The 1,867-nt window shown below is 34.0% G+C and carries 2 protein-coding genes; both read right to left on the bottom strand.

The window, feature by feature from the left end; genetic code table 11:
* Positions 1–1,388 (bottom strand): NADPH-dependent glutamate synthase (gene gltA / locus BM027_RS17790; protein WP_090094507.1); only part of this gene is annotated, 1,388 nt, incomplete at its 3' end.
* On the bottom strand, positions 1,388–1,867 hold a 480-nt coding region (locus BM027_RS17785), incomplete at its 5' end, for a sulfide/dihydroorotate dehydrogenase-like FAD/NAD-binding protein (protein ID WP_139209566.1). The genes BM027_RS17785 and gltA, both read right to left, overlap by 1 nt.

The following is a 1,867-nucleotide window of genomic DNA, read 5'->3' as shown; positions in this document are numbered from 1 at the left end:
TTAGTTAAATATTCATCTATAGCTTGTGCAGCTTTTTTACCAGCACCCATAGCAAGTATTACTGTGGCTGCTCCTGTAACTGCATCTCCACCAGCATAAACACCTTCTTTAGATGTTAATCCAGTTTCATCTTCAGCTATTATACATCTTCTCTTATTTATGTTTAAACCCTTAGTAGTTGAAGATATTAATGGATTTGGTGATGTTCCTAGAGACATTATTACTGTATCTACATCCATAACATACTCTGAACCTTCAATTTCTACTGGACTTCTTCTTCCAGATGCATCTGGTTCTCCAAGTTCCATCTTTATGCATTTCATTCCCTTAACCCATCCATTTTCGTCTACTAATATTTCTTTTGGATTAGTTAATAAATCAAATATTATTCCTTCTTCTTTAGCATGATGTACTTCTTCAACTCTTGCTGGAAGTTCTGATTCACTTCTTCTGTAAACTATGTGACTTTCAGCTCCAAGTCTTAAAGCAGTTCTTGCTGCATCCATAGCAACATTTCCACCACCAACTACTGCGATTTTTTTACCTAGCTTAACTGGTGTATCATATCCATCAACAGCTGCTTTCATTAAGTTAACTCTTGTTAGGAATTCATTTGCAGAACATACTCCATTTGCATTTTCTCCATTAATTCCCATAAATTTAGGAAGTCCTGCTCCTGAACCAATAAATACTGCCTTAAATCCTTCTTCATCAAATAATTCATCTACTGTTATAGTTCTTCCTATAATAACATTAGTTTCAATTTTAACTCCAAGCTTTCTTATATTATCAACTTCATTTTTAACAACTTTCTCTTTTGGAAGTCTGAATTCTGGAATTCCATATTCTAAAACTCCGCCAGCTTTATGAAGTGCTTCAAATATAGTAACTTCATATCCTTTTTTAGCTAAGTCTCCAGCGCAAGTTAATCCTGATGGACCACTTCCTACAACTGCAACTTTAATTCCATTTTTAGGTGCAGTTTTACTTAAATCAACCTTATGTGATGCTCCCCAATCTGCTGTAAATCTTTCAAGCTTACCAATAGATACTGATTCTCCTTTTATTCCTAAAACACATTTTCCTTCACATTGCTTTTCTTGTGGACAAACTCTTCCACATACTGCTGGAAGTGCACTATATTTTGCAATTTCCTTTGCAGCATTTTCAAATTCACCATCTTTAACATGTGAAACAAATCCTGGAATATTAATAGCTACTGGACATCCTTCTATACACTTAGGATTTTTGCAATTTAAACATCTTGCAGCTTCTTTTACGGCTTCTTCTTCATTATATCCTATACAAACTTCTTCAAAATTTGTAGCTCTAACCTTTGGATCTTGTTCTCTTACTGGTATTCTAACCATTCTATCTCTCATATCCATTATTTATCACCTCTGCAACCACAGCCACCATGACTATGAGTATTTCCTTCTTCTACTTTTAACTGAGCTTTTCCTTCTTCAGTCTTATACATGGTTTGTCTTCTCATTGATTCATCATAATTTACTAAATGTCCATCAAATTCTGGTCCATCAACACAAGCAAATTTAACTTCTCCTCCAACAGTAACTCTGCAAGCACCACACATGCCTGTACCATCTACCATTATTGGATTTAAGCTTACTGTAGTTGGAATTTCTAGCTCTTTAGTTAAACCAGCCATAAACTTCATCATAATCATTGGTCCAATAACAATTGCATGATCATATTTTTTGCCTTGATTCTTAACTAAATCTGTTAAACAATCAGTAACTCTACCATTAAATCCATATGATCCATCATCAGTTGCAACATAAAGATTTCCTGCAACCTTTTTTAATTCTTCTTCATATATTAATAAGTCTTTATTTCTACTTCCTAA

Origin of the sequence: Clostridium uliginosum, from assembly GCF_900112485.1 — a bacterium.
Taxonomy (GTDB): domain Bacteria; phylum Bacillota; class Clostridia; order Clostridiales; family Clostridiaceae; genus Clostridium; species Clostridium uliginosum.
The sequence above is the reverse complement of the archived record's forward strand: the minus strand, read 5'-3'. Positions and strand labels throughout refer to the sequence as shown.